The organism is Caballeronia mineralivorans PML1(12) (assembly GCF_001028175.1).
GTDB lineage: Bacteria > Pseudomonadota > Gammaproteobacteria > Burkholderiales > Burkholderiaceae > Caballeronia > Caballeronia mineralivorans.
The window spans coordinates 206,262-232,032 of record NZ_AEJF01000143.1 but is presented as its reverse complement, the minus strand read 5'-3'; the positions used below and the strand labels follow the sequence as shown (position 1 = coordinate 232,032).

Annotated in this window: 23 protein-coding genes; 12 read left to right on the top strand and 11 right to left on the bottom strand. The window is 61.4% G+C overall.

What is annotated here, in order from left to right; translation table 11 throughout:
• Positions 1-63 precede the first annotated feature (63 nt).
• Positions 64-1,536, top strand: coding sequence for a MocR-like pyridoxine biosynthesis transcription factor PdxR (gene pdxR / locus EOS_RS24370; protein WP_047849262.1), 1,473 nt, complete (start codon positions 64-66; stop codon positions 1,534-1,536).
• Between the two features lie 823 nt (positions 1,537-2,359).
• On the opposite strand, the gene EOS_RS24365 is transcribed toward pdxR, so the two are convergent.
• From EOS_RS24365 to EOS_RS24345, 5 genes are all read right to left on the bottom strand, one after another.
• Positions 2,360-3,661, bottom strand: coding sequence for an IS701 family transposase (locus tag EOS_RS24365; protein ID WP_047849261.1), 1,302 nt, complete (start codon positions 3,659-3,661; stop codon positions 2,360-2,362).
• Positions 3,662-4,164: 503 nt separating this feature from the next.
• Positions 4,165-5,316: an IS110 family RNA-guided transposase gene (locus EOS_RS24360; protein WP_047849260.1), complete on the bottom strand. Its 1,152-nt coding sequence runs from the start codon at positions 5,314-5,316 to the stop codon at positions 4,165-4,167.
• A gap of 188 nt (positions 5,317-5,504) precedes the next feature.
• On the bottom strand, positions 5,505-6,560 hold the full coding sequence (locus EOS_RS24355; protein WP_047849259.1) for an ABC transporter substrate-binding protein: 1,056 nt from the start codon (positions 6,558-6,560) through the stop codon (positions 5,505-5,507).
• 49 nt (positions 6,561-6,609) lie between these two features.
• Positions 6,610-7,449 carry an ABC transporter ATP-binding protein gene (locus EOS_RS24350; RefSeq protein ID WP_047849258.1) on the bottom strand — a complete coding sequence of 280 codons (840 nt, stop codon included), beginning with the start codon at positions 7,447-7,449 and terminating at the stop codon, positions 6,610-6,612.
• Entirely contained in the window at positions 7,443-8,531 is a 1,089-nt protein-coding gene (locus EOS_RS24345) for an ABC transporter permease (protein ID WP_082163499.1), read from the bottom strand. Before EOS_RS24345 ends, EOS_RS24350 begins: the two co-directional genes overlap by 7 nt.
• Positions 8,532-8,905: 374 nt before the next feature.
• Between EOS_RS24345 and EOS_RS24340 the strand changes: the two genes are divergently transcribed.
• Positions 8,906-10,096 (top strand): porin, encoded by a 1,191-nt coding sequence (locus tag EOS_RS24340; protein WP_047849257.1) that lies wholly within the window; start codon positions 8,906-8,908, stop codon positions 10,094-10,096.
• A gap of 46 nt (positions 10,097-10,142) precedes the next feature.
• On the opposite strand, the gene EOS_RS24335 is transcribed toward EOS_RS24340, so the two are convergent.
• The 5 genes from EOS_RS24335 to EOS_RS24315 are packed head-to-tail and all read right to left on the bottom strand — an operon-like array spanning position 10,143 to position 15,355.
• Positions 10,143-10,964, bottom strand: coding sequence for a transporter substrate-binding domain-containing protein (locus EOS_RS24335; protein WP_047849256.1), 822 nt, complete (start codon positions 10,962-10,964; stop codon positions 10,143-10,145).
• Positions 10,961-12,598: a rhodanese-like domain-containing protein gene (locus EOS_RS24330; protein WP_200908696.1), complete on the bottom strand. Its 1,638-nt coding sequence runs from the start codon at positions 12,596-12,598 to the stop codon at positions 10,961-10,963. Before EOS_RS24330 ends, EOS_RS24335 begins: the two co-directional genes overlap by 4 nt.
• A 33-nt stretch (positions 12,599-12,631) precedes the next feature.
• Positions 12,632-13,819, bottom strand: coding sequence for a trans-sulfuration enzyme family protein (locus EOS_RS24325; protein ID WP_047849255.1), 1,188 nt, complete (start codon positions 13,817-13,819; stop codon positions 12,632-12,634).
• Positions 13,819-14,439: a cysteine dioxygenase family protein gene (locus tag EOS_RS24320; RefSeq protein WP_047849254.1), complete on the bottom strand. Its 621-nt coding sequence runs from the start codon at positions 14,437-14,439 to the stop codon at positions 13,819-13,821. Before EOS_RS24320 ends, EOS_RS24325 begins: the two co-directional genes overlap by 1 nt.
• 22 nt (positions 14,440-14,461) lie before the next feature.
• Positions 14,462-15,355, bottom strand: coding sequence for an amino acid ABC transporter ATP-binding protein (locus EOS_RS24315; RefSeq protein ID WP_082163498.1), 894 nt, complete (start codon positions 15,353-15,355; stop codon positions 14,462-14,464).
• 311 nt (positions 15,356-15,666) lie between these two features.
• On the opposite strand from EOS_RS24315, the gene EOS_RS24310 reads away from it, so the two are divergent.
• From EOS_RS24310 to EOS_RS24265, 10 genes are all read left to right on the top strand, one after another.
• Positions 15,667-16,491, top strand: coding sequence for a transporter substrate-binding domain-containing protein (locus EOS_RS24310; RefSeq protein ID WP_047849253.1), 825 nt, complete (start codon positions 15,667-15,669; stop codon positions 16,489-16,491).
• Position 16,492: 1 nt separating this feature from the next.
• The gene (locus EOS_RS24305) at positions 16,493-17,236 is read left to right on the top strand and encodes an ABC transporter permease subunit (protein WP_047849252.1); all 744 of its coding nucleotides are present in this window, start codon (positions 16,493-16,495) and stop codon (positions 17,234-17,236) included.
• Entirely contained in the window at positions 17,226-18,032 is an 807-nt protein-coding gene (locus EOS_RS24300; protein ID WP_047849251.1) for an amino acid ABC transporter permease, read from the top strand. Before EOS_RS24305 ends, EOS_RS24300 begins: the two co-directional genes overlap by 11 nt.
• A 145-nt stretch (positions 18,033-18,177) precedes the next feature.
• Entirely contained in the window at positions 18,178-19,197 is a 1,020-nt protein-coding gene (tauA, locus tag EOS_RS24295) for a taurine ABC transporter substrate-binding protein (protein ID WP_047849250.1), read from the top strand.
• On the top strand, positions 19,194-19,988 hold the full coding sequence (locus tag EOS_RS24290; protein WP_047849249.1) for a taurine ABC transporter ATP-binding protein: 795 nt from the start codon (positions 19,194-19,196) through the stop codon (positions 19,986-19,988). Before tauA ends, EOS_RS24290 begins: the two co-directional genes overlap by 4 nt.
• Entirely contained in the window at positions 19,985-20,836 is an 852-nt protein-coding gene (locus EOS_RS24285; protein WP_047849248.1) for an ABC transporter permease subunit, read from the top strand. Before EOS_RS24290 ends, EOS_RS24285 begins: the two co-directional genes overlap by 4 nt.
• Before the next feature lie 92 nt (positions 20,837-20,928).
• Positions 20,929-21,207, top strand: a complete 279-nt coding sequence (locus tag EOS_RS24280) for a YlcI/YnfO family protein (protein WP_047849247.1) — start codon at positions 20,929-20,931, stop codon at positions 21,205-21,207.
• A complete protein-coding gene (locus EOS_RS24275; protein WP_047849246.1) occupies positions 21,204-21,512 on the top strand; it encodes a type II toxin-antitoxin system RelE/ParE family toxin in 309 nt (102 codons plus the stop codon). Before EOS_RS24280 ends, EOS_RS24275 begins: the two co-directional genes overlap by 4 nt.
• 163 nt (positions 21,513-21,675) lie before the next feature.
• Positions 21,676-22,914, top strand: a complete 1,239-nt coding sequence (locus tag EOS_RS24270; protein ID WP_047849245.1) for an MFS transporter — start codon at positions 21,676-21,678, stop codon at positions 22,912-22,914.
• Between the two features lie 161 nt (positions 22,915-23,075).
• The gene (locus EOS_RS24265; RefSeq protein WP_047849244.1) at positions 23,076-24,368 is read left to right on the top strand and encodes a hypothetical protein; all 1,293 of its coding nucleotides are present in this window, start codon (positions 23,076-23,078) and stop codon (positions 24,366-24,368) included.
• A 16-nt stretch (positions 24,369-24,384) separates the two neighbouring features.
• Here the strand turns inward: EOS_RS24265 and EOS_RS24260 are convergent, their stop codons facing one another.
• Positions 24,385-25,749 carry a hypothetical protein gene (locus tag EOS_RS24260; RefSeq protein WP_047849243.1) on the bottom strand — a complete coding sequence of 455 codons (1,365 nt, stop codon included), beginning with the start codon at positions 25,747-25,749 and terminating at the stop codon, positions 24,385-24,387.
• Positions 25,750-25,771 lie beyond the last annotated feature (22 nt).

Sequence of the window (25,771 nt, the reverse complement as noted above, 5' to 3'; positions counted from 1 at the left end):
ATGGATCCACGTTTCGTGGAACCTCATGGAACCACTGGATCCCGGGCACTTCCCATCCTTCTCATGACCGCCACTCCATCCCTTGCGCCGCTAACGCTGCTTGAGGCTCCGCTCGCCAAAGGTCCCAGCGCGATGCCCATGCAGCGCCAGTTGCACCATCGCTTCAAGGAAGCCATCCTCGGTGGCCATCTGGCGCCGGGAAGCCGCCTGCCGGGATCGCGCGCGCTGGCCGAAGCACTGTCGATCTCGCGCAACACGGTGACTGCCGCGTACGACCTGCTGGCTGCCGAGGGTTATGTGCAACCCGACCGGCAGGGCACCCGGGTGGCGGCGTTATCGAGTCCGGCGGCACCGCACGGCAAGCGCGACACGTCACCTGCGCCAGCCACTGCGCGCCGGCTGACGCCCATTCAAGCGACTACCCCACCTGCCGACTCGGGTGCCGCGTTGCGGCCCGGCGTGCCGGCCTTGTCCCATTTCCCCCTGGCTGCGTGGCGCCGTGCGATCGACCGTGCTATTCGCCATGCAGGGCCGCAGGCGCTCGGTTATGGCGATCCTCCGGGCGAGCCGGCGCTGCGTGCGTCCATTGCCCGGCATCTCGGCATAGCTCGAGGCGTGCGGTGCGAGCCCGCTCAGGTGGTCATCACCGAGGGTGCGCAAGAAGCGCTTTCGTTGTGCGTGCGTTTGCTGACCAACGCCGGCGATACGGCGTGGATCGAGGACCCGGGTTATCGCGGCGCGAAGGCGGCGATGCGAGCAGGCGACCTGCGAATGATGCCAATGCGCGTTGACGCCGATGGTCTGATCGCTGCCGCCAGCGACTGGCAGACGCAGCCGCCCCGCTTGATCTACACCACGCCGTCGCATCAATATCCAGCGGGCGCCGTGCTGACCGTTGCGCGCCGCCTGGCGCTGATCGCGATGGCGCAGCGCCACGGCGCGTGGATCATCGAAGACGACTACGACAGCGAATTCCGCCACGCGGGGGAGCCTATCGGCGCGATGCAGGGTCTGGTGGCGCAGGCGCCGGTGCTCTACGTGGGCACGTTCAGCAAGACGATGTTTCCGTCGTTGCGGATTGGCTTTCTAGTGCTCCCGGCGACCTTGGTGGCGCAGATGAAGGCGCCTCTGGACGATATGCTGCGAGGTGGTCACCGCTATGAACAACTTGCACTGGCCGAATTTATTGAAAGCGGCCAGTTCAGCCGGCACTTGGGCCGCATGCGGCGTTTGTATCGCGACCGGCAACACGCGTTGAGAGAAGCGCTGATGCGGCATATGCCGGCGATGCATATCATTGAAGGGGGTTATTGCGGATTGCACTTAACCATACGGCTGCCGGCGTGTTACCCGGACCGTGAAATCGCCGATGCAGCCCGGGGGCACGGCATAGCGCCCGCCCCGCTATCGAGTTTCGCGCTGCAGCCCACGCCCGAGGACAACGGGCTGGTGTTGGGGTATGGGAATACATCGGCTGAGTTGTTCGAGCCTTTGGTTCAGCGTCTGGCTAAATTGGTTCGTTTAGCGAAGGATTAGCTTTCGTTCGCACTCGGGGTTCTGTTTGGTGGGGTTTTGGGGCGTGGCGGTCGGGGGTGGTGCCGGGTTGCTGCTGCTCAGGTTGGCGGTCGGTTTAAGTTAGTTATTCTATTTATCACTATTAGCCACTGCGCGTGGCGGCACTTCATTTCTTTTTCCGACGGCGCAAAAGAAACAGAAGCAAAGAAAGCGCTTTCCAACCATCGGCTAGTTAGTGTCCCTAGCGTGCAGGCCTCAGTTTTTGGCACCTGATAGCACGGTGCTCGCCAGACATCACGGATGTTTGAAGCCCGACCTCTCCGAACACCGATACCCACACGCTTCGCCACCAGTGACTGAACCTGCCACAGGGACATCCCGCGCTATCCGCGTACAACCACCTCAAAAAAGAAGCACGCAGTCCACGCAGCCAACCCACCACGCAATGAGGCAATCAGCACACGTGAGGCCGTGCTGGTCCGGGGATCATGGTGCTTGCCCGAGAGCGTTGGGGGCGAAGCGTGTTCGTGTCAGGATTCGCGAGAAGGAGGGGTTCAAACATCCGTCAGTCTGGCAAGCACCGTGCTATCAGGTGCCAAAAGCTGAGGCCTGCACGCTAGGGACACTAACCAGCCGATGGTTTGAAAGCGCTTTCTTTGCTTCGTTTCTTTGTCGCTTTGGAAATGACGTGCCGCCACGCACAGTGGCTAATAGTGACAAAGAGATCAGCTAATCTTACTGTGTCATTAAATCAAAGCGTCTTCCCAGGTTCCGACAGCATGGACACACATCGAGTCCGGCGACAAGCCGGACCGTAAGTTCGTAGCGAATGGTAGCAATCGAGTCAGCCGTGTGGCGCTGTGCGCGCCGGACTTCCCCGCGCAATGTAATCGTCGGGAACTGCAGGTGTGTGGCGTGCTGCGAAGTTTTTTTTGGCGCTGACCGGGGTTCCGGTAGCGAGGCGCTCTGAGAACAGAAACCCGTAGGCCGCGATGGCCAGCGCTGCGTGGTGATGAAACCCACGCCATCCTCGACCTTCGTAGTGTCCAAGCCCCAATTCCTGCTTCAGATCCTGGTAGTCCCGCTCGATGCGCCAGCGCATGTGCGCGTGCGCCACGAGCTGCTCGAGCGCAGTATCGGCTGGCAGGTTGGAGAGATAGTATTTCAGTGGGTCAGCATCGCTGGCGGGCCACTCAATGAGCAGCCACTGCTCGGGGCGCAGCCGCGCCTTGCCGGTATTGCCGCCCGCGTGACGCACACGCACCGCAGCGAAACGCCCGCTGAGTGTTTCGTTCGAACCCTCCCGCCAGCTGAGCGTGGTGAAGGCAGTAGCAGGCAGTGAATGCGCCAGGTCCTTCACGTTCACCGGCTGTCGGGCGCGTGTACGGCGCGGTACCACAGGCGGGCGGCCCATGCCGCCATACGGTTTGGGCGGCAATGGTTTGACGCCCGGTGGCCAGACCACGAGAGCCGATGTGATGCCGACCACATAAGACAATCCCAGATCGTCCAGATGTTGCCGGAAGGCGTTATCTATGCCATAGCCTGCATCGGCCAGTACGCAATGCCGGGGCGCACCGGCAGCCAGCAGAGCCTCAATTTGTCGCAATGCAATCTGCACCTTCGTCTCAAACCCGATCTGTGCGGGAATGCCGGCTTTCTCGCGCCGCTCATTGTCCTCTGCCCATTCACGCGGCACGTAGAGCTGCCACGCAACCGGAATGCTGGCCTGCTCACAAGCCAGTGACACACTGACCGCAATTTGGCAATTATCCTGTTTGCCCAGCACCCCGCAGTACTGACGCGCAACGCCTACCGAATGGCGGCCCTTCTTTGGAAATCCCGTGTCGTCCACGATCCAGAAGCCGCCGCCGGAAAAATCCATCCGGGGCACGACCCACTGGCTCACCCGGCTAAGTAACTCGTCGTCCGACCAGTCGGCCTTGGCAACAAAGTGGTGCAGTGCCTGATGCCGCGCGCTGGCGTGAAGCGGATCCACACTGGCGGCCATCGGCTCGACGCTCTTGCGGGTCAACGGCAGCATCAGGCCTGTGCAGTAGGCCTTCAGTCCAGAGTGGCGATCCGCATGACCCAGGCCGACAGCCAGATGCTCAATGTACTGCTCAAACCGCGTTTGTGTGCTCATTGCTTATCGCCTTATGCTTAGGTATCCTTATTATTGTCAGGCAAACGCAGCAATATCGCAATTTCTTAATTTATGACACAGTAAGACTTCTATGGGGCATTGAAAGTCAAGCCCTTGGGGATCTGTTTCCCGTGGATCAGTTACCTCCTTTGAGGGTGCTGCAAGTTGTCCACGGTCGACCAGCGGGTCGCCTGTCACGACCACGACGCTGGCCGGCGGTGGACAACTTGCACAGGCTAGGGTGCCTGATTCGTATTCGGAGTCCTTCTAAGCCAAACTTCAAAACGAGTTAGGTCGGAGTGTTTGATGTCCGGGCAACCGCCCCCGGACTAACTTCTATCCGTGCCGGCGCCAGGCCGGTCACCTCATACCACATGCGCAGAGCGCTGGAACCACTCCGTTACCGACGCGCCCTATCTAAAACTACGCTTGCCCGTCGGGCAAGCCTCTTACTGTCCGGGCGCGTCGACCCTCAGGCCGTGTCATCGATCGTCATTCGCCGCTCAGGTTGCAACCGTGTTGCTGCTGGGTGGCTTGAGTGTTGCCCCGAGCGGAATCTCACCCTGTTCTAGATAACGCCACAAGGCGATCGACAGACGGCGTGCAAGCGCCACTATGCCGATGCGTCGCACGCGCTTGCCGCCTCCCGCGAAGCGCACTTTGAACCACTGGCTCAGTTGGCTGGCCGGCTGGAAGCGCAGCCAGCTCCACGCGAGTTCGACCATCAGCCAGCGCGCTCGTTTGTTGCCGGCCTTGCTGATGCCCTGCTCGACCTCACTGGTGCCGCTCGCGTAAGGCGTCGGTGCCAGGCCCAGGCAGCCGGCGACTTCACGGCGGTTGTGAAACTGCCGCCAGCCGAACAGTTCCTTGACCAGGGTCCATGCGCTGCCGGTGCCGATACCCGTGAGCCGCGCCAGCACCGCGATCGCGGGTTGTGCGCCGCTGCGGACCTGACGGGCCTGCAGCGCCTCAAGCGTCCTGATCTGCCCGGCGACAAGCGACAGCCGCTCGAACTCGCGCTCAATCTCGGCCCGCAAGCCCGGCAGCAGTTGCCCTGCCTGCTGGGCCCACCAGTGCGCCCACGCGCGCGCGCCGATGTGCTCGACCCGCAGGTTGTGCAGCACCAGTAGCGAGCGGATCCGGTTGCTGTGCGCGGTGCGCTCCTGCCGCAGACGCCCGAGTTCCCGATGCACGCGCCGCTCATCCTCCTGCTCGGGCGTTGGGATCCGCGCGACCGCCCACACCCGCCGTTCACCCGCGTGGTAGCGCATCAGCATCGACAGCAGCTTGTCGCTGTCGAGCCGGTCCGTCTTCGCACGGCGTGCCCGCCGATTCACTTCGATACTGGCCGGGTCAACTACGAGGTTGGCGACCCCTTGTCCGCTCAGCCAGCGGTGCAGCCAAAAGCCGTCTCGCCCGGCCTCATAGCAACTGCGCACGGGAGCATCAGTGCCCAGATGGCAGCGGGCTTTGGCCTTCGAGATCGCGCTCAGGACCGCCGCCGTATCGCCGGCCACCACCGTACACCGACTCGGCGCGCGCACACCGTCGCCCAGTGACAGCTTCCAGCTCTTATCGCCCAATTCGAAGGCAACGTACAGCCGGCCGACGATCGTTATATGTTGCCCTTGAAGGGCCGTGTTAGGCGCGTCCATTTGCATGCTCCTTTCGAAAAACGAGTGTCAGAATTCTCGTTTTACTCCAGGGAGCTTACTTTCGATGGCCCCTTACATAGTATCTAACTTAAATCAACCGCTAACCTGAGCAGCAGCAACCCGGCATCCCCCCCGACCACTAACCCCAAAACCCCACCAAACAGAACCCCGAGTGCGAACGAAAAAACCTAGACCAATACATCCGAGAACACCCGGCTCGCGAAGCGGTTCGAATCCGTGCTGCCGTTCAATACGCCCACGGTCTTCAAATCGTCGGCATAGAGAGCGATCTCCTTCCTGAACGCGTCCCCCGTCGGATGATGATGGTCCGTGTGGCTCCTGAGCATGGCCGTCAGTTGCCCCACGTCCGCTTGCGGCGCGTACTGCGCAAAGATAGTCGCCGCCTCCGCCGGATGGTTCGCCGTCCATTCCGTTGCGTCCAGCAAGGCCTGCGTCAACGCCTGCGCCGTGGCGCGATCCTTCCTCACCAGCGTCCCGCGCACGCCGAGCACGCAGCAAACACGCGTCTGATATTCGCCGCAGAGGTTGTTCGACACCTCGTAGAGATGATCCGATTCACGCAGCATCCAGATAGTCGGATCGCCGTCCGCAATCGCATGGACCTCGCCCTTTTTCAACGCCTCGCCCAGCAGGTTGACAGGATACTGGCGCCAGCGAACCTCACTGTCCGGATCGATACCAAGCTTCTTCAGCGTGATGGCGAAAAAATTCTTGGTGGGACTGGCCATGTCGCTGACGCCCACTATCTTGCCGCGCAAGCCGGGTAGATCGACGATTGCCGAGCTGCGCGTGGCGAGCAACCGCATGCAGCCGCCGTGAATGCCAGCGGTGAGCTTGACATCGAAGCCCTGTTCGAGCGGCTTGATCCAGCGCAGCGCCATCCCAACGCCCGCGTCCGACTTGCCCGTCGCAATAGCTTCGAGCAACTGGTCCGTCGACCCGGCAAAGTTGATCAGCTCGACGTCCAGCCCACGCTTGCCGAAGAAACCTTGCTTGACGGCCACCGGCACCGGCGCCGTGCAGATCGCGCCTGCATTCCACGATAACTTCAGCTGTTTTAACCGGCTATCGTCGGCACGGGCAGGCAGTCCGGCAAGCCCGAACGATGCACCGCCAAGCGCTGCTGCGCCCGCAGTCCACGCGGTCTTGCGCAGCCACGCACGGCGCGAAGTGTTCTCCGGCGCAGCAGCATTTTCGCCGGCATCGGCATCAGGACGATTCATTTGACATTCTCCACGGGTCGTTTGTTATTGATGTGATTGGCGTAGCAACTCACGCGACCAAGCCAAGTAACGCGAGCACTTCGCGCCGCAATTCAACCAGCTTCGGATCGTCACGATGACGCGGATACGGCGCGTCATTGCGCACTTCCGCCGTAATGCGCGCCGGGCGCTCGCTGAAAACAATCACCCGGTTTGCGAGAAACAGCGCCTCTTCCACATCGTGCGTCACCAGCAGGACCGAGAAGCGCGCATCCAGCCACAACTTCACCAGCTCGCCTTGCATGCGCAGCCGCGTGAGGGAATCAAGCTTGCCGAACGGTTCATCGAGCACGAGCAACTCGGGATCGTTGACGAGCGCCCGCGCCAGTGCAACACGCTGCGCCATGCCTCCAGACAACTGATGCGGATAGGCGGCAGCGAAGTCAGTCAGACCGACAAGTTGCAACGCGGCGTCGATACGTTGCTCTGCCGAACGCGTGCCTTCCGGAAGGGGCGATACCTGCCGGGCTTTGCTCCACGGAAACCGCTTACGCTTTCGCTGTGCCTCGGGTCCCAGACCGACGTTGGCGCGTACCGTGCGCCACGGATACAAGGTCGGGTCCTGGAACACAACAACCCGCGACGGGTGCGGCCCGCGTATGGCCACGCCGTTCGAGGACACCGTCCCAAGCGCAGGCGCATCGAGTCCCGCAACCAGTCGCAGCAAGGTCGACTTGCCGCACCCGCTGGGTCCGAGCAACGCGACGAATTCACCCGGGGCGACAGAGAAGCTGACGTCGTCGAGAACGGGGAGCGCCGCGCCGTGCAGCGAAAACCGGTGGCTGACTTCGCTGACGTCGATACGTGCGCCTGCTGCCGTTGCCTGTGCAACACCTCGCGTACTTACCATTTCAACAATCCCTTTTGCCAGGCGAGCAACCGGTCCCGGAAGCGGAACAGCAGTGTGATCAGGCCCGAGCACATCAGCGCCATCACCAGCAGCGCCGCATACATGTTCGAATAAGCCGCCCATCCCTGTGCCCATTGCAAATACCAGCCGAGGCCAGCTTTTACGCCCATCATTTCCGCCACGATCAGCACGGAAAACGACGCGCCCAGTCCCATGAACAATCCGACGAACACGGACGGCAATGCCGCCGGTATTGCGACCTTCAGGATCAGGAAATCAGGCCGTGCGCCAAGCGTGCGGGCGATGTCGTAGTACGTGCTGTTGACGCCCGCCACGCCCGACCACGTGAGCACCGCCACGGGGAAGCCGGTGGCGAGCGCAATCAGGAACACACTGGCGCTGAAGCTGGATGGAAAGAAAAAGAACGCCAGTGGCAACCAGGCGGTGGCGGGCAACGGACCGATCAGCCGCAACACCGGATGTAACCAATAACCCACTGCCCGCGACCAGCCGATGCCGACTCCCGTCACAAAACCCGCCACCGCACCGATCACATAGCCATAAGCAAGCAATCCGAATGAATGAACGACACTTGAACCGAGGCGCGGAAAGTCGTCGAAAAAGACGGCGATCAACGCCTGCGGCGGAGCAAAAAACGGCCGCGGCAGCCATTCGAGTTTTGCGGTCAGTACTTCCCACGCGGTCACACCAACCGCGAGCGCAACGAGCCACGGCATGGCCGTGAGCCAGCGTTCGGCGCGTGATGGAGGTGCATCGGCTTGACGCGTCAAGAGGCTTCTGCGCGCCGCCACGCCTATCAGTAATGCAGTGACCGCCAGCGCCAGCTTGAGGACAAGGAGGTAGTCTGTGTAGGGCCACTCGTCCGCGTCAGGCCACCAGCGCGTAAAACCCGCACCGGCGACCCACGCCAGGGCGGCTAGCCACGTTGGCAGCAAACTCCGGGCTGGCTCGCGAGTGGACGTCGCGACAACGCGGGCGGCTTTCGTCCGCACAGCCACATGCGGCTGAAACGCGATGCCAGAGTGCCCGGAGGCCGGGTCGAAATGAGGAGTGCCGGACATGGATCGGAAGACCCTCGTTACGTTAAAAGACGCTCGATGCGCACGCATCGAAGCACGGTTTTGCCGCACTACAACAGTCAAGACTAACGACGCTTCGTCCTCTTAACAATTATTCGTTTGCAATATCGTTATGAGGCCACGTGCTTTATCGATTGCATGATTGTTCAGACGATGTCGGCCTTGCTTAGACGCTTTTTATCGAACGGCCGGGAATACCGGGCTTACACCTCATTTTCAAATCACCGCCAACGTGTATTACAAATCACGATCATCTGTATTACGAAGTTTAAATTCATCGTTCAGTCTGGCGTCGCGAAACCCTAATATCGGGGTCCGAAAAATTCGTTAAAACCACCTGGAACAAGAGGACAACAATGAAACGAGTCGTACTCGCCGGCGCCACTGGCATGCTGGTTATCGCCCCCGCACTTTCGCAGGCGCAAAGCTCGGTCACGCTGTACGGAATAGTCGATGCCGGGCTGACCTACACCAATAATCAGAAGGGTGCGAAGAACTTCCAGCAGACCAGCGGCAAGCTGAGCGGCAGCCGCTGGGGCCTCAAAGGCGCCGAAGACCTGGGCGATGGCCTCAAGGCGGTCTTCACGCTGGAAAATGGTTTTCGTCCGAACGACGGCACGCTTGGACAAGGCGGCCGCGAGTTTGGCCGGCAAGCGTTCGTAGGCCTTGCGAAGACAGGTATTGGCACAGTAACCCTTGGTCGTCAGTACGAGCCGCTGGCGGATCTCGTGGCGCAATATGCGGGCTCGGGCTTCTGGTCGCCGGCCACGCACGTAGGCGACAACGACAACCTGAATCAGACCTTCCGCATCAACAACGCGGTCAAATTCCGCAGCGACCCTATAGCAGGCTTTACGCTCGACACGCTGTATGCGTTCAGCAATCAGGCGAACAACGGCTCGGGCCAGGGCTTCAGCAACAACCGCGCGTGGGGCGTGGCGGCGAACTACGCAGCAGGGCCGCTGTCGGCCGGCGCGGGTTATGTCGTGCTGAATCATCCCGACGGCACGTCGAACACAAGCGGCGCAGTAGGCGGCGCGACCACCACCACCGGGGACGACTACAGCGGTGCGCTCTTCTACGGCCTCAATGGCGGCGTACAGCGCCAACAGATCGCGGTCGGCGGAGCGAACTACGTAATCGGCAAGGCCACGGCAGGCTTCGCCTTCAGCCATACGCAACTCGACTACAACGACGGCTCGTCGCGCAAGTTCAACAACTACGACGCCAACCTGCGTTATCTGGCAACGAGCGCGGTCACGCTGATCGGCGTGTACACCTTTACCGATGGCCGCGCTAATGGTCTGCCCGGAACGGGGGGCGCCACGCTCAAACCGCGCTGGCATCAGTTCACGCTGGGTGTCGACTATGCGCTGTCGAAGCGTACCGAGTTGTATCTCTCGGGCGTGTATCAGTTGGCTTCGGGCGATGCGTCTACCCGCGTGGGCAGCGGCTATAGCAAGATCGCCGCGATTGCGGATGCGGGAACGGCTTCATCGACTAACCGGCAAGTCGCTATCTTCAGCGGTATCCGCGCAAAGTTCTAAGCATGTGAGGAGGGCCAGTCCTACGTGACCGGCCCTCCTCATCTTCTCACTTCGCCGAATACTCCCGGTGCCACGCAAGCAGTTGCTGTGAGGGCGGCATGTGCCACTTGTTGCCTTCATCGATGAGAAAGCCACTCCGGTGCCACTCCTTCACGATCTTGTCCAGCGCAGCGACCGTGTCCGTTTCGCCCTTGCGCACCCAGATCACCGAGGGCGACGGAATCAGTTGATTGGGCATCGGCGACTCGTAGTCCTGCCACTCGCCCGAGGTATTGGCGAGCCGCGCCTGAATGCCCGGCGTGACGTGAACCGACGCCACGCAAGTCCCGCCGCGCAGCGCAAGCAGCGCTTCCGGCATGCCTTTGAAACCCTTGACCTGTGCACCGTATTGTTCGATCAGCGGCCGCGTGTAGTTGCTTCCCTGCGAGACGCATACGGGCTTGTCGCGCAGATCGCTCCAGTCGCGAATGCCTGCTCCCTTGCGAACCATCGCCGAGCCGCCGATCTCCTCGAACGGCGTGGGCACATAGCTCAATATCTCGTCGCGTTCCTTGGTGTACTGCATGCTCGCGATCAGCGCATCGACCTTGCCCTGCTGCAGGAATTGCACGCGATTCGGCGGCGTGACTTCCACCGCTTCGAACTTCACGCCGAGACGCCGGGCAAGGTCTTCCGCAAGTTCTACGTTGTAGCCGACCGGCTTGCGGGTCTGCGGATCGAGTGAACCGTAAGTACCGTCGAGCACGACTCCGACGGTCAACGTACCGCGTGACTTGATCCGGTCGAGGGTGGCATCGGCGTGAGCAGCTTGCGAGAGTGCCAGCGCAATCAAGGTAAAACTCAAAGAGGCGGCAGAGCGTAATTTCATCGGCTGGAACGGTCAGGAGTGGGTGCATCGATGCGGAAAACAGCGAGTTCGTCCGGTGCACATTGCGCGATCAGGCCGGTCTCCCAGTCGAGATACCGGCGCGCAGCGTCGAGGTTGCCATCGTGACGGTCGTGGACGAAAAACAGGTAGTCGATACGCGCTGCATCGGCAGGAAGATCGGGCGTCGATACCAGCGGCAAGCCCGCTTTTTTCCAGGTGTCGAGGCCATCGCCTGCGAGATAGAGCGAGGTGAAACCCAGCGTGCGCAGGTCGATTGCCGCGATGCTTGCGACAGTTGGTTCGTCTGCGAATAACAGCAACGTGTCGCCTGGTTTGGCTCCGAGCTCGGCCAGCGTGTTCGCGAGCCGCGGGCGAATCGACCAGTGCGCGCCGGCAGCATGTTCCCGCCTGTACGCAGCGCTCGGCCGCAAGTCGATCAAATGCACATGGCCCGTCGCGGCTTCGCGCAACGCGGTCACGCCGAGTTGCGGCAAGGACGACTTCAGCGGCGCAATTTGCCTGGCGACGTGCAGCGCGATTGCATCGGCGGCATCGACCAGTGCGGTTTCAAAACCCAATTGCACCAGCCATGAAGCGATCACGGGCGCGCGCACGCCATCGTAGTCGACCAGCAATACGCGGGCACGCCGGACGCCGATGGTCTGGTCGGTCGCCTGCACCAGTTGTCCTCCCGGTGCGTGGGTAATGTTCGGCAGGCCGTCGCGGGCAAATTCCTCGGGCGTGCGGACGTCGAGCAGAAAGGTCGTCCGGCGTGGATCAGCAAGCCATGCTTGCGCGGCTGCGGCATCCAGCGTCACAATCCTGAAGCGCGCAGCAAGCGTGGCCGCTTGCGACCGGGCGTCGGCGATGGCCGCTTCGTCCAGAGCCTCCGGATAACGGCGCTCGCTCCCGTGTTCGAGCGTGAGACCGGCGAGCGCCCAGCCTTGCGTGCCATTTTCCAGCGCAATGACCGGATTCGGCACACCGAGATTGCGCAGCGTCTGCGCACCGATAATGCTGCGCGTGCGGCCTGCGCAATGAATCACGATCGGCGTAGCAGGATCGGCCACCAGCGTTCCGATCCGGTAGGCGAGTTCTCCGTTCGGCACGGGAATCGCGCCGGGAATCGTCATCTTCCTGTGTTCATCGAGGGTGCGTCCATCGAACAACGCGTGCATCTTTCCTTCTTCGATCAGAGCGGCGAGTTCTTCAGGCGACAGATGTGGCGTCTCGCAGGCGTGTTCGACCAACTCGCCGAAGGTCTTCGATGGAAGATTCACCCCTTTAAACAGGGTATAACCGGCCGCCTGCCAGCCGCCGGCGCCGTCGCGCAGTACAGAGACGTTGGTGTAGCCGAGGGCGTGCAGACGATGTCCTGCGAGTACTGCTACGCCTTCGTTTTCGGCCTGCGTGCCATCGTCTAGCAGCACGATCCGCGTATCCAGCCCCGGCACGAGTCGCGGTGCATCTATTTCGAGCCGGCTGTAAGGCAACGGGGTCGCAAAGAACGGATGCCCTTCGCCGAACTGCCCTGCTTCGCGTACATCGAGGAAGGCGATTTCAGTTTCGTCGTTGAGCCAGGCACGGACGATGGAAGCATCGACGATAGCCACGTCGTTTCGAATTGAGGTCATTGGAATAGGATCGCGATGAGAGGTGGCCAACGTTCAGGACAGCACGCTGCGAAACGCTTGTGCGAGGTCGAGGATGAGATCGTCCGCATCTTCCAGGCCGATATGCAGCCGGATCACGGCTTCCTGCCCCTGCCAGTAGGTATGGGACCGCAAGCGCCGCGGCGGTGCGATCAGCGCGAGGCTTTCATAACCGCCCCACGACGCGCCGATGCTGAATAGCTGTAAGGCGTCGACGAAAGCAGCGGCACGGCTGGTATCGGCATCGCGCAACGCGAACGAAACAAGTCCATTCGCGCCGTGGAAATCGCGCGACCACAAGGCGTGCCCGGGATCGGTGGCCAACGCCGGATGAAATACGCGCGTGACCGGGCGCACGCGTTGCAGATAGGACGCGACTGCAAACGCGCCGCGCGCATGTTGCGCGAGGCGTACGGGCAACGTACGGATGCCGCGCAATGCAAGGTACGCATCGTCTGCGCTGATGCTCAGGCCCAGTGCCTCATGCGTCTCTCGCAAGCGCTGTCCGATTACTGCATCAGCTATGGATACCGCACCTTGCATCAGGTCCGAGTGACCGCCGAGATATTTGGTGACGGCCTGGACGGAGATATCGGCCCCTAGCGCCAGCGGCTGATAAAGCAAACCCGCGCCCCATGTGTTATCGGCCGCGAGCAGCACGCCTTGCTCATGCGCGAAGTTCGCCAGCGCGGGAAGATCGATAATCTCGTATAAGAACGAACTCGGCGACTCTGTATAGATCAGGCGCGTGTTCGCTTGAAGCTGCTTATGCGGCAAACCCTCTGCTGCGCTGAAGTAGCCGAAGGTAACGCCCAGGCGCGTCAGCAAGGGTTCAATCCGTTCGCGCACGGGTCCATAAACGCCATCGTGCACGAGCACATGATCGCCGGGCGACAACAAGCCGATGAACACCAGCGAGATTGCCGACAGACCTGAAGGCGCGAGCAGGACATCGCGCGCACCTTCCAGCTCACCAATGGCCGCTTCCAGTGCCCGGTGCGTTTGCGTGCCATGCCGTCCATAGGTGCTGACTGCCTCACCCGCCTCGCGCCGTTTATGCAGCGCCGCGTGGCTCGACGTGCTCTCGAAACGCACCGTGCTCGTGCGCTCTACCGGTACGTTGACAGGCGCGGAGCCATCGCTGAACGAGGGTGCGCCGGCACGCATCAGGCGCGTGGATTTTCGCAGCGGCGGCGGACTCATCAGCCGACCGCCTGGGTGCCGCGCTGCAGGTGGGTCGCGTTGTAGCGCACCACACGCCCCGTGTCGATTTCGTAACCGAGGCGACCCGAGAGCGTTTCGAGCGGCCGTCCGTAGAGATGGAAATGCAACGTGGGTGCAGCGCCCGTCACGTGGATGCTGTGAATGTCGTCGGGCAGGAACGCGATCGGCGTACCCGGACGCACCACGATTTCGCGCTCTACATCGAGCGTGGCGTGTTCAGGGTCCGTGCCGTCATCGGTACGCTTGTAGACGCGATTCAGCTCTTCGCCCTCGAGCGCCGCGATGACCGCCCACGTATCGTGGTTATGCGGAATAGTGGTCTTGCCGGGCAGCAGCGAGTTCAGATACAACGCGAAACCGTCCTCACCGGGATTCAGCCGGTATCGCGTCGACGTATCGCCGCTACCCGCTTGCGGCGGCGGGAAATCTCCGGCGGAAAACAACGCGGCGTTGCGCGCAGCAAGTCCTTGCAGGCGCTCACTGATCGCGTCGAGCGCAGCGCGTGTCACGCCCTCTTTGGCAACAATATCGCGTACATCGTCAAGCAATGCGGTGACGGCGGCCTGGCGTTCGCCAAGTTGATTCGAAGTTACGGTCATGGTGGGATCGGTTAGTAAAGAATCAGGGTGTGGCCAGAGCGAGCGCTGGGCTGCCTCGCGAGCGTTTTCGCAGTGCGCGCCGGTCGTCGCCGCGTGCGCGTTGCAGGAACAGGCGCGTGCGGTCGTTCTCCGGTGCACCGAAAATCTGCGACGGCGCGCCATGCTCGACAATCACGCCGCCTTCTGTGAAAAACACTTCGTCGCTGACGTCTTCAGCAAAGCGCATTTCATGCGTGACCAGCACGCAGGTCTGGCCGTCGTCTACGAGTTCGCCAATCACCGTAAGCACCTCGCCGACCGTTTCCGGGTCGAGCGCCGATGTCACTTCATCGAAGAGAATCAGATCGGGACGCATGGCGAGTGTCCGGGCAATGGCGACGCGCTGCTGCTGGCCACCGGACAGTTCGCCGGGATATGCCTGCGCCTTGTCAGCCAGCCGCACCTTCGCCAGCAGCGCGTGTGCGTCGTGCTCGGCCTCGGCGCGGCTGCGGCCGAGCACGCTCATGGGCGCAATGGTCAGGTTGGCAAGCACGCTCAGGTGCGGGAACAGGTTGTACTGCTGGAACACGAAGCCAATGCGCTTGCGCAACGCGATCTTCTGCGCGTCGGTGCGCTGCGCGCGGACATCGATTCCGTCGACCAGCACCTCGCCTTGCTGTGGAGCGATGAGGCCGTTGATGACACGCAGCAGCGTCGATTTACCCGAGCCCGATGGTCCGATGATGGAGACGGCCTCACCGCGCCGCACACATAGATCGATGCCCTTGAGCACCGGTACTTCACCGTAAGAGAGGTGGACATCTCGCAGCGACACAAGCACGGGGTCCGTGTTCCTGGCAACACCCTGGCGTGCTGGCGCATGCGCAACCGGTGTCGTGTCCTGAAGCGGATTGAGCGCAAGCGCTAGTCGATTCATGCGACCTCCCCAGGCGTTTTCGCGGAAGTTTTGTACGCACGTTTCGAAAGAATCAACTGAGTCATCCGGGGTTCCTTCAAAAGCGCACGAAAGCATGCAGGAGCGGAGATTCTAAGAACCGCGCGCCTTTTCGATAACCAAGCATTCGTCGAATCGATAGCAGCCGGTTTGCTAACGATCCGCCAAGCACATGGCACGCTTTATTCCAGTCTTATTCCACTCGTTCGATGATTTGCTTAGCAGATTCGCTTCCTTGGCGATGCGCTGGCGCTTACCTATTCTGTAAGGCTCTTCTGCTGCTATTCACCGCTATGACTCTGACGAACCTCCGCCGTCTGCTGACGGTCGCCGTGCTGGGAGCCTCCTTTACTGCGCACGCCGATACCACCCTCGACAGGATCAACTCGCGCCATGAAATCACGGTTGGCGTGATGATCGGCGGCAGTCCGTTCGGTTCACTCGATCCTGCGACGCAGCAACCCCGTGGCTTTAATGTCGATCTCGCCAACGAACTGGGCAAACGGCTAGGCGCGAAGGTGCAGCTAGTGTCCGTGTTGCCGTCCACGCGCGTCCAGTTCCTTCAACAGGGCAAGGTCGACATCCTGATTGCGAACATGGAGTACAACGCGCAGCGCGGGGAAATTTTGGACCATGTCGCCACGCCGTATTACCGGGTAGGCGGCACAGCAATCACGCTAAAAACGAGCGGTATTGCGCGCTGGGAAGATCTGCGCGGCAAGCCAGTGTGCATCTCGCAGGGCAGCAGCTATATCCGCCCAATAGTCGAGAGATACGGCGCGATCCCGCGGGCATTTCCAGGCTCGTCCCAGTCGCTGCTCGCGTTGCGCGGCGGGAGTTGCGTGGCTGCCGTTCATGACGCTGCACCGCTGCTTTATCCATTGTTGCAGAGCGATCCCGAGTGGCGCGACTACCGTACCCTGCAACCTGAAATAGAACCCGCACCATCGGTGATCTGGGTGCGTCAGGGCGAACACGATACCACCACGAAACTGGACACGTTCGTGCGCGATCTGCATCGCAACGGCTGGTTCATTGCGACAGAAGCGAAGAACGGTCTCAATCCGCCCTCGCCCGCGCTCGCCGAGTGGCATCGGCAATTGCCCGCGGAGAACTGAGATGGATGCGCTGCTGCATGGCTTCATCACAGCGACAGCACGTCTCGGGCTCGACTACTGCTTCCTGCTCGACGACTACGAACGCGTACCGTTCGTGCAGGGCCTGGGCGTGAGCATCGAGATCATTGTTTCGACCATGACGGCCAGCGCAGTTGCAGGACTCGTGTTGCTGCTCGCATTACGGGGCCGTAACCAGCTGGTCGCAGGGCTGGCGCGCGGGTTCATTGAAGTCACCCGCAATACACCCACGCTGGTGCAGCTCTACTGCGCGTTTCTCGTGCTGAACATGCTGATCACGCAATGGCTGCGTGCTCGCAGTATCGACAATCCGCTCAAGCCGTTCTTCTGGGTCGTGCTCGTCTTGTCGCTGCACAAGGCGGCATTTCACGCCGAAGCGTTGCGTGCCGGATTCGACGCACTGCCTTCGCAAACGCTCGAGGGCGCGGCCTCGCTCGGGCTCAGCCGGGCAACGCGTTTCTGGCGCATCGAACTGCCGCTTGCGTTGCGCGCGGCCCTCCCCGCGCTGGTCAACAACATGGTGGAACTGGTGAAGGCCTCGGCGGTGGCATCGGCTATCGCGGTCGGCGACGTCACCTATGAGTCCATCATGATCTGGACCCAGCGCGACAACGTGCTCGCGTTGATGCTGCTGATTCTTGCGTTCTTCGGTGTGCTCACGTGGCTGGTCACGCTGGCCGGACGCTGGCTCGAGCGTCGTTACAGGATCCCCGGTTATGGCTACTGATTCCGCTGCCGCCGCAGGCAAGTTCGCCGTCATGCGTTTGCCGCCTGGCGTTTATGGCGTGCTCGGCGTGCTCGTGGCGGGCGCGTTGTTGTGGTCGCTTGCCCCCGAAGCGGGCTCGCGCCGCGAGACGCTCGCGCGTTTTGTCGAATGGGCGCCGGCATTGGCGCACGGCTTTGCGATGAACGTGCTCATCAGCATCGGCGCGATTTTCATAGGCACGGTGATCGGGTTGCTCGCGGGCGCGCTCGCAATGTCGACATCTCTCGCGGGTCGGCTGGCGCGGTTGTGGATTGTCGCGTTTCGCAATGCACCGTGGCTCGTGCTGATCTACTTCACCACCTATGTTTTCCCCTTCGAGATCCATGCGTTTGGCATCACCGCGCCGTTTCCCGACTGGCTGAAAGTGACGCTTGGTCTCGCTCTGCCGGCCAGCGCGAATATCGCGGAAGTGTTTCGCGGCGCGGTGGCGTCCATCCCGTCCGCGCAATGGGAAGCGGCAGCCTCGCTGGCGTTTTCCCGCTGGCAAATCCTCGGAAAAATAGTCGTGCCGCAATGCGTGCGCCGCATGTTGCCGCCGTGGATGAACGTGTACGCCATCATCACCATGGGCACCGCGCTGTCTTCTCTGGTCGGCATCCACGATCTGCTCGACACCGCCCAGATCGCCAGCAGCACCGTCGCACGCGGCAGCTTTACAGTGCTGACCTACGTCGCGACGCTGGTGATTTTCTTTGCCTACTGTTACCCGATTTCATGGCTTACGCGCTCGTTCGAGAAGCGCCTGAGAACGGCGTAGGCGTGGGCTCGAACGCTTCCGACACCACGTGTAAAGCAACGCTCCAGCAACGTCATTTGCAATGCACGAATGCTTCTAACCGCCTGAGCGCGGATTGCTTATAGTCGGAACCCTTTCACGAGACACACTTGAACCGGGGCTTCCGATGAAACGCTTTTTCTCCTCCTTGCGCGCGTCCGCCGGCGTCGCGCTCCTCGCTGTGGCCGCAAGCGTCGCTCACGCTCAGTCGCGTGAAGTCGTGATCGGTTACCAGGACATGGTCGTACCGTGGCGCTACGCGCAGGTGACCGGCGCGGTCGAAAAGGCGACCGGCTACAAGGTGACTTATCGCAAGCTTGGCAGCGGCGCCGACGTGATTCGCGCGCTGGCATCCGGGTCGATTCAACTCGGCGAAGCCGGCTCCAGCCCGATCGCGGCCGGCCTCTCGCAAGGCGTGGACATCTCCTTGTTCTGGATCCTCGACAACATCAACGACGCCGAAGCGCTCGTTGCCCGCGACGGCTCGGGTGTGACGAAGCTAAGCGATCTCAAGGGCAAGAAGATCGGCTTGCCGTTCGTCTCGACCTCCCACTTCCATGCGCTCGTCGCGCTGGAACATGCCGGCGTCGATCCGTCGACGGTGAAGATCCTGAACCTGCGGCCGCCCGAAGTGGCCGCGGCGTGGGAACGCGGAGATATCGACGCTACCTATATCTGGGACCCGGTGCTGGCGAAGGTCAAGAAGAACGGCAAGGTGCTGATCACATCGGGTGAAGTCGCGAAGGAAACCGGCAAGGCCACCTTCGACGGTTTCGCTGTCAGCCGCAAGTTTGCCCAGGATAACGGCGCGTTCGTGACGGGCCTCGTCAAGGTGCTCGCCGTCACCGACGCGCAGTATCGCGACAACAAATCTGCGTGGACAGCCGGGTCGAAGGAAGTCGAAGGCGTGGCGAAGGAATCGGGCGCGACGGCCGCCGACGTGCCCGCGAGTCTCGCGCTTTATGGCTTCCCGACGCTCACAGAACAGGCCTCGCCGGCCTGGCTTGGCGGCGGCGCTCAGTCGGGTGCGGCGAAGTCGCTGGCAGCCACGGCAGCCTTCCTGAAAGCCCAGGGCACGATCCAGAACGTGCTGCCCGATTATTCGGTGGGCGTCGACCCACGCTTCGTACAGCAAGCCTCGCGATGAGCACACTGGATATTCGCGGCCTCGGCGTGACCTATGAAGGCACGGCGAGCGCCGCGCTGGAAGGTGTCGATCTGCAGATCGACAGCGGCGAGTTCGTCGTTGCGCTCGGCGCCTCCGGATGCGGCAAGACAACGCTGCTGAACTGTCTCGCGGGTTTCATCGATCCGACGGCCGGCGAGGCGCGTCTGAACGATGAACCGATCGTCGGACCCGGTGCCGAACGCGGCGTCGTGTTTCAGAAATATGCGCTGATGCCGTGGCTCGATGTGATCGACAACGTTGCGCTCGGACTTCATTTCCGGGGCGTCGGGCGAGCAAGGCGTCGTGAGATCGCGCGCGAAACGCTGGCCTTGGTGGGACTGGAAAAGCACGCCAACGCGCGGGTCTATGCGCTTTCGGGCGGCATGCAGCAGCGCGTGGGTATCGCGCGGGCTCTTGCCAGCGATCCACAGGTGCTGCTGATGGATGAACCGATGGGCGCACTGGACGCACTCACTCGCGAGACCATGCAGGAACTCGTACTCGATGTCTGGGGCAGGACCCGCAAAACCATCTTCTTCATCACGCATAGCGTGGAAGAAGCGTTGTTCCTCGCAACGCGCCTGGTCCTGATGACACCCGGTCCCGGCCGGATCGCGGAAAGCCACGCGTTGTCGTTCGCGCGGCAGTTTCTCGAATCGCGCGATGCGCGTGCGGTGAAGTCATCGCCCGCGTTTATCGAATGGCGCGAGCGGCTCGTCCGGCGACTGCATGGCGGATCACACGCTGCCCTGCAGGAGGTGCTCCGATGAGCTCAATCGACTCGCTGCCGTCCGCTGTCGCCGTGCCTCAGCCCAAGCGTCGTCGCAAACCGCGGCGCGGACTGCCGGGTGAAGGTCCGACCGTGACGTTGAGCGTGGTGTCGGTGGCAACGATCGCCGCGCTATGGTGGGCCGCGACGTTTTTTCATTGGGTGCCGCCGCTGTTTCTGCCCTCGCCGCAAGCGGTGTGGAGCGCGTTCACCGACGCATGGAATGGCCGTATTCAAGGTGGTCTGCCGCTGTCCGAACATTTGCTGTGGAGCGCCATTCGAGTGTTCGGCGCGTTCGCCCTGGCGAGCGTGACGGCTGTGCCCATCGGCATCCTGATGGGGGTAAGCCGGATCGCGCGTGGCCTGCTTGATCCGCCGCTGGAATTTTATCGGCCGCTGCCGCCGCTCGCATATTTGCCGCTGGTCGTGATCTGGTTCGGCATCGATGAAACCGCAAAGCTGATCGTGATCTATCTCGCGTGCTTCGCGCCTATCGCGATGGCGGCACGGGCAGGTGCCCGAAGCGCTACCGCGGAGCAGGTCAACGCCGCGTATTCGCTGGGCGGGAGCTTCGCACAGGTCGTGCGTTTCGTCGTGCTGCCGGCCGCGTTGCCCGAAATATTGACCGGCTTGCGGATCGCTATCGGCTTTGGCTGGACCACGCTGGTCGCGGCCGAAATGGTGGCGGCGACGGCAGGGCTCGGGCAGATGGTGCTGAACGCATCGAGCTTCTTGCGCACCGACGTCGTGGTGATGGGGATTGTGTTGATCGGTTTGATCGCGTGGACCTTCGATCTCGGCATGCGCGCACTGGAGCGGCGGTTGGTGCCCTGGCGAGGGAAGGTTTGAGAGGCGTTCATTTTGTGAAAATCAGGTTCGCTTGCGCTCAACCCGGAAAAGCACGACAATGTATCGCAATTGCGATACAAGGAGCGTGAATCATGAAAACAGCTACTTTCCCGTCAGTGCGGGTCGAGCCAGAGTTGCGCGAGGCTGCCGAAAGCGTCTTGCAGGAAGGTGAGAGCCTCTCCGGTTTCGTCGAACAGGCGATCCGCGAGAATATCTTGCGCCGGCAGCATCATAGCGAGTTCGTTGCTCGAGGACTTGCGTCTCGTGACGACGCGAAGCGCAGCGGCGACTACATCTCGGCTGACGAAGTGCTTTCTCGATTGAGCAAGCGGCTCGACGCCGCGAAAGCGCGGAGCAAGACGCGCAGATGACGTTCGAAATACGCTTTACCGGCAGTGCGGCAGACGATCTCGAACGACTTTACGACCTCATCCTCACACGCGATACCACAGACGTGTCGCTCGCCGAACGCGCTCTTAAGGCTGTGTACGAGGGCATCGGCACGCTTCGCGCCTCACCCTTTACCTGTCGAAAGGCTCAGCCGAACCTTCCCTTTCTACGGGAACTCATTATCCCTTTTGGCCGATCCGGATATGTCGCGCTATTCGAAATAGACGATAGCGACACGGTGACAGTTATAGCCGTACGACATCAATTGGAAGACGACTATCACTAAGGGTTATTCTCGAAATGATCGATGCGAAGAACGCGCCGAAGCTTGAAGAATTCACAGCAAGACCGTTAGCGACGCCTGGCTGAACGTAAGCGCAAGATCCGGGGCGCTTCACACGGCCCCACACACGATGATGAACGGGACACCTCCCAAGGAGCCCCGAGTCATGCACCCCTCTTCAAATCAGCGCGTCACTCTCCCACCGGCATTCCGCCGTCTGGCCTGGTCGAATCTGCTGGCGCAATCCGCCGAGCAAATCAGTCTCGCTGCCGCGCCGCTCGTTGCAGTGTTCGTGCTGGGCGCAAGCGCCGCGCAAACCGGCCTGTTGCAAACGGCTCAGACCTTGCCGTTCCTGCTGCTCTCACTGCCGATGGGCGTCTATGCCGACCGCCACTCGCGACGCGGACTGATGGCAAGCGCAGAGGCCGTTCGCGTACTGGCGATGATCGCGATCCTCGTGCTCATCGAAGCCCATCTGCTCACGTTGCCGTTGCTTGCCGTCTGCGGTTTCATCGGCGCGTCGGGTACGGTCGCTGACAGCGTCGCAGCACCGTCGCTCGTTCCTTCACTGGTGCCTCGCGCGGCGCTACCCGCGGCGAACAGTCGTATCGAACTGGCAAGAAGCGTTGCGTACTCCGCAGGGCCTGCGATCGGCGGGGTGATAGTCGGGTCCGCGGGCGCGGGTTGGGCGTACGCGTTGGCGACCATCCTGTCGGCCTTCGCCGTCGCGCTGCTGCGTACCTTGCCAGTCTCGGCGCATCTACCCAGGACCGGCCGGCATTTCCTCGCCGAGGTGCGCGAGGGCGCCGCCTTTGTATGTCGCGACCCGTTGCTTCGCCCCATTCTTCTGACCGCAGTTTTCTTCAACCTCGGCTATTTCGTCTTGCAGGCGGTCTACGTGGCCTACGCCGCACATCATCTGCACATGTCGTCGGCTGTGATCGGGGTAAGTCTGGCGGCCTATGGCGCGGGCATGGTGGCCGGCGCGCTGGCGGGACCAGAAGTGTCGCGGCGAATCTGCTTCGGCCGGACACTCGTGATCGGTCCGCTATGCGGCCTCCTGGCCTCTGTGCTGATGAGCGCAACCCTATTCTTTCCCCACGTATGGATGGTTTGCATGAGCTTCTTCTTGCTCGGCGCTGGGCCGATACTGTGGACGATCGGATCAACGACGCTGCGCCAGGCGATCACGCCCCACACCATGCTCGGCAGAGTGTCGGCCATCATGAGCACCGCAACCTATGGAGCGCGTCCCGTTGGCGCGTTGCTTGGCGCAGCCCTCGCAACACAGGCCGGCGTGAGCGCGTGCCTGCTGATGTCGACCGTGGCTTTTGCCATCCAGTTAGTGGTTATTGTCATCTCTCCGGTCACGCAACTTGCGGCGCTGCCTGAAGGCGCGGCGTAAATGCGCCATCACCGCAAAGCCTGATTGACCTGCCTGGACATCGGGCATTGCGACTTACTGAATGAAGCGGCCGTTCAGGTTCGTTATCCATTAACATCTGATTTCCATTTTCATACTTCGTCCCGACTGCTCTCGGGACTGCTTTGCCCACCGATCATTCGATGAACCATCCAGGACGCTCGCGACGCCGTTTGCTCATCAACACCGCCCTCTTCAGTGCGGCCGGCATTGCTGGACGCCTTGCGTCTGCCGCGTCCGTCACGCCTGAGATTCCATCGCTCTCGCGCGAAGCCCTCAAGCGGGAGCCGCCGGTCATTACTCCAATGATGTTCGGCGCCAAAGCCGACGGCAAGACCGACGACACCGACGCGTTCAACAGCATGTACGCCTACATGCGCGACCCGAAAACCGTGCGCAACACGACCAGTCGCACCGTATTTCTACGCGGTCGTCGATACTGTGCCAACGGCAGCATCTATGCACGCGACGTCTCGACCATCGGCGAAGGCGCGACGCTGATTAGTACCGTGAATGGTGACCACAGCACCAGTTGCGCTTTCGAATGGGGCGGCACGGATACATTCGTGACCGGACTCGTCTTCGATCTGTCCAACCTCGGAAAGACCACGATGTACGGGATTCTCAATGCGTGCGACAACGCCTCCAATCAGCGCTTCTTTGGCAATCGCGTCATGGCGCGCACGACGGAACCGTCGAAGCTGCAGTCGAACATCTTCGGGCTGTGGGTCCTCGGCACAGGTCTGAACGGCTTTTACGTGCTGGACAATCAGTTCGAGCAGTGCTCGTACGGCGTCCAGGTCAACAACCAGGACGGGTTGGACAAGAACGTCCGCAAGAATCCGCTCGGAGAGCCTTCGCGACACATTCACATCCGCGGCAACACGTGTATCGATGCAACGATCGGCGTGAATACGCCGCACATCATGTGCTCAAACGTGGTGATAGAAGGCAACACGATCACGCCGCAGCGCCTGCATCTCGATCTGCCGCTCAACGTGGCGCATGTGACAGAACTGGTGGTGTACGGGAATACGGTGACGTCGAATACGGCGAGCGCGAACGGGACACTTCATATTGAGGACGCCAGCGGCGCGGTGACGGTGAGCGCGAACGTCGTAACTGCGCTCGCCGCCAACAACGGCATTCAGTTCGGCGTCGATCCGAGCGTGAGCCACGACGCACGGCCCGCCATGCGCGCCGTCATCATGGCCAATCACGTGCAGGGATCGATTACGCATGGCGAGACGATCGGCATCTTGCTGCCGGACCCCGGCACCACCAACACCACGGTCACAGGCAACTATGTGGCAGGCTTCGCGCAGGGTATCAATGCGGTGGCGGCATCTACCGTGTTCGGCAACACGATCGCAAACTGCCCCGCCCCACTGCGCCTGTCGAAGGACAGCGTAGCGGGCCAGAACGTAGTCAAGTGATCAGCGGGTCAGGAGTTCAGGAGTTCACCACTGGCGGCGAAGCCAACGGGTTGTCCACCGATTGATGGGCGACGCCTGAGGGTGCAAACAGGTTGACCGATTCCCGAAAGCCGCGAAAACCGGCTATTCTGCGCGGCATCTTGATCTTGCGTCGCGGGATCATCTGCGGCACGAACACCATACCGATTACGTACATCATCGGCGCGCCCGCGATCGGCTGTGAGATCAGCGCGGTGATCAATAACGGGGCACATGCTGCGACCTTCTTCCAGTTCATGCCAGGTCCAAGCCTCAAGCCGGACAACAAAAGCACCTGACAGGCGAATCCAAACAAGCCGATCATGCCCAATTCGGCGACCAGGCAAATGCCGTCGTTCTTGGCAAGGCTCGAGTAGAGCCCGTTGCCAAACGGATTTTGACGCACACCTTCGAGGCCCCGTTTGATCGACTCCGAGCGGTCGGACAACGACGCTCCATGCGTAACGGCTTTATCCTCCAGACCAATGTAGGGCGTGTACATGGAGACGGGATAAACAAGGCCGATCATCACCGCGGTCAGCACTACGCGCCATGCACGAACGCGCGTGCCTGAGAACAGGGCGATGGCGCCCACGGTCATCACGAGCAAAACGATCCCTAGCGATGAGAACGCGCAGATCGTCCCACCGGCAAGACCGAACATAACAATCTTCGAACGCCGCGTGAAGGCTTCGTAGGCGAGACAAAAGCAGGCCACTGCCTGATAGATGCCCGCCTCACGAAAGAACCCGCAATAGCGGTCGAGTTTCACCGAGCCTGAAACAAAGTCCCCATAAAGCATGGAGAACGGGAAATAAATAGCGCCGGTGGTGGTCTGCTGATGCAGCGTGACTTCGGTGTAGCCCTTCACCGCGACCGTGAACAAGAACAGCGATTCCTTGCTCCCAAGTATCGTCGAGAGCACGACGGTAACCACGCTGGATAGTCCGAGCACGGCTATGACCGTACACAACGTCCTGAAAAATGTGCGGTTAGCCTCCTCATCCATGAGGAACGCACCATAAGCCAGCGTGACTACAATCGTGGCCATGAACTCCTTGAACATCCAGTCAAGCTCTGACATCTCGAAGACGATCGAGATTGGGCAGATGTACAGCCAGTAGACGCCAAGCAAGCCGAGCAGTGTCGCGACGTCCCAGCGGATAGCCGGGTTGGAGTACCGCGTTTTCCTCATATTGTGCAGCACATGCAAACCGGTGAGTGGCAACGCGAGCGCTATGCCTATCGACGTGTAAGTTTCACCGAGCGCAGCCGGGCGCATCAAAAACAGATTGAGAACCAGCCCTAGACTCACCAGGCCGGTAGCGCTGGGGGCTTTTAAAGAAAGATGTCGCATCTGCATGCTTGTTTGCCACCTTGTTAAG

Coding starts and splice junctions, on each gene's coding strand:
- pdxR (WP_047849262.1), top strand. CDS start 64: ATGACCGCCACTCCATCCCTTGCGCCGCTAACGCTGCTTGAGGCTCCG.
- EOS_RS24365 (WP_047849261.1), bottom strand. CDS start 3,661: ATGAGCACACAAACGCGGTTTGAGCAGTACATTGAGCATCTGGCTGTC.
- EOS_RS24360 (WP_047849260.1), bottom strand. CDS start 5,316: ATGGACGCGCCTAACACGGCCCTTCAAGGGCAACATATAACGATCGTC.
- EOS_RS24355 (WP_047849259.1), bottom strand. CDS start 6,560: ATGAATCGTCCTGATGCCGATGCCGGCGAAAATGCTGCTGCGCCGGAG.
- EOS_RS24350 (WP_047849258.1), bottom strand. CDS start 7,449: ATGGTAAGTACGCGAGGTGTTGCACAGGCAACGGCAGCAGGCGCACGT.
- EOS_RS24345 (WP_082163499.1), bottom strand. CDS start 8,531: ATGTCCGGCACTCCTCATTTCGACCCGGCCTCCGGGCACTCTGGCATC.
- EOS_RS24340 (WP_047849257.1), top strand. CDS start 8,906: ATGAAACGAGTCGTACTCGCCGGCGCCACTGGCATGCTGGTTATCGCC.
- EOS_RS24335 (WP_047849256.1), bottom strand. CDS start 10,964: ATGAAATTACGCTCTGCCGCCTCTTTGAGTTTTACCTTGATTGCGCTG.
- EOS_RS24330 (WP_200908696.1), bottom strand. CDS start 12,598: ATGACCTCAATTCGAAACGACGTGGCTATCGTCGATGCTTCCATCGTC.
- EOS_RS24325 (WP_047849255.1), bottom strand. CDS start 13,819: ATGAGTCCGCCGCCGCTGCGAAAATCCACGCGCCTGATGCGTGCCGGC.
- EOS_RS24320 (WP_047849254.1), bottom strand. CDS start 14,439: ATGACCGTAACTTCGAATCAACTTGGCGAACGCCAGGCCGCCGTCACC.
- EOS_RS24315 (WP_082163498.1), bottom strand. CDS start 15,355: ATGAATCGACTAGCGCTTGCGCTCAATCCGCTTCAGGACACGACACCG.
- EOS_RS24310 (WP_047849253.1), top strand. CDS start 15,667: ATGACTCTGACGAACCTCCGCCGTCTGCTGACGGTCGCCGTGCTGGGA.
- EOS_RS24305 (WP_047849252.1), top strand. CDS start 16,493: ATGGATGCGCTGCTGCATGGCTTCATCACAGCGACAGCACGTCTCGGG.
- EOS_RS24300 (WP_047849251.1), top strand. CDS start 17,226: ATGGCTACTGATTCCGCTGCCGCCGCAGGCAAGTTCGCCGTCATGCGT.
- tauA (WP_047849250.1), top strand. CDS start 18,178: ATGAAACGCTTTTTCTCCTCCTTGCGCGCGTCCGCCGGCGTCGCGCTC.
- EOS_RS24290 (WP_047849249.1), top strand. CDS start 19,194: ATGAGCACACTGGATATTCGCGGCCTCGGCGTGACCTATGAAGGCACG.
- EOS_RS24285 (WP_047849248.1), top strand. CDS start 19,985: ATGAGCTCAATCGACTCGCTGCCGTCCGCTGTCGCCGTGCCTCAGCCC.
- EOS_RS24280 (WP_047849247.1), top strand. CDS start 20,929: ATGAAAACAGCTACTTTCCCGTCAGTGCGGGTCGAGCCAGAGTTGCGC.
- EOS_RS24275 (WP_047849246.1), top strand. CDS start 21,204: ATGACGTTCGAAATACGCTTTACCGGCAGTGCGGCAGACGATCTCGAA.
- EOS_RS24270 (WP_047849245.1), top strand. CDS start 21,676: ATGCACCCCTCTTCAAATCAGCGCGTCACTCTCCCACCGGCATTCCGC.
- EOS_RS24265 (WP_047849244.1), top strand. CDS start 23,076: ATGAACCATCCAGGACGCTCGCGACGCCGTTTGCTCATCAACACCGCC.
- EOS_RS24260 (WP_047849243.1), bottom strand. CDS start 25,749: ATGCAGATGCGACATCTTTCTTTAAAAGCCCCCAGCGCTACCGGCCTG.